This window comes from Bacillus cereus group sp. BceL062 (assembly GCF_051780025.1).
Classification (GTDB): Bacteria; Bacillota; Bacilli; order Bacillales; family Bacillaceae_G; genus Bacillus_A; species Bacillus_A toyonensis.
In genome coordinates this window covers 1-350 of record NZ_JBPWGY010000059.1, presented here as the reverse complement: position 1 = coordinate 350, position 350 = coordinate 1, and the positions used below count along the sequence as shown (strand labels likewise).

The following is a 350-nucleotide window of genomic DNA, read 5'->3' as shown; positions in this document are numbered from 1 at the left end:
AAGTCTTATAAGGGGAAAGTTGGTAAAACTGCACCCAATATTTTAGCGCGCAATTTTCATGCAGATGCACCGAATCAAAAATGGGTAACAGACATCACAGAGTTTAAATTGTTTGGAGAGAAACTGTATATATCACCTGTATTAGACTTGTATAATGGTGAGATTATTACCTATACAATTGGCTCTAGACCGACGTATTCACTTGTTTCAGAAATGTTAGAGACAGCATTAGAACGTTTACCGGAAAATCACCAACTATTGATGCATTCAGATCAAGGGTGGCATTATCAAATGAAACAATATGCCCGGACACTTGAATCAAGAGGTATTGTGCAGAGTATGTCTCGAAA

At 37.4% G+C, this 350-nt stretch carries 1 protein-coding gene; it reads left to right on the top strand.

The features are described 5' to 3' along the window. Positions 1-350 (top strand): DDE-type integrase/transposase/recombinase (locus tag ACS2MN_RS31045; RefSeq protein ID WP_438894979.1); only part of this gene is annotated, 350 nt, incomplete at both ends.